The sequence below is a fragment of the Acuticoccus kandeliae genome (assembly GCF_003073115.1).
Genome location: NZ_QBBV01000099.1, coordinates 1 through 362, shown reverse-complemented (window position 1 = coordinate 362; position 362 = coordinate 1). Strand labels below are relative to the sequence as shown.

1 protein-coding gene is annotated in these 362 nt (G+C 74.9%); it reads left to right on the top strand.

What is annotated here, in order from left to right; genetic code table 11:
* Window positions 1-288 (top strand): molybdopterin dinucleotide binding domain-containing protein (locus tag DBV35_RS29485; RefSeq protein WP_205648951.1); only part of this gene is annotated, 288 nt, incomplete at its 5' end.
* Between the last annotated feature and the right edge of the window lie 74 nt (window positions 289-362).

Sequence of the window (362 nt, the reverse complement as noted above, 5' to 3'; positions counted from 1 at the left end):
GGCGACCTGGCCGCCGTCGTCTCCCGGCGCGGGACGACGACGGCGCGCGTCCGCTGCGTCGCCTCGCTGCGCCCGGACACGGTGTTCCGGCCCTTCCACTTCGGTGGGGCGGGGTCGGCGAACAACGTCACCAACCCGGCCCTGGATCCGGTGAGCCGGATGCCGGAGTTCAAGGTGGCCGCGGTGCGGCTGGAACCCGCCTCGACGGACCGGAACCCGTCCGACGGATCAGGGACCGGCACCGCCACCGAGCTGAGCCCCACCGGCGCGGGTCGGTCCGCGCGCTGATCCGCTGCGAGGTCCCGGCTCACGGGGGGCGCCCGCCGAGAATGAGGACCTCGTAACGCCCGTGCAATGGCCGG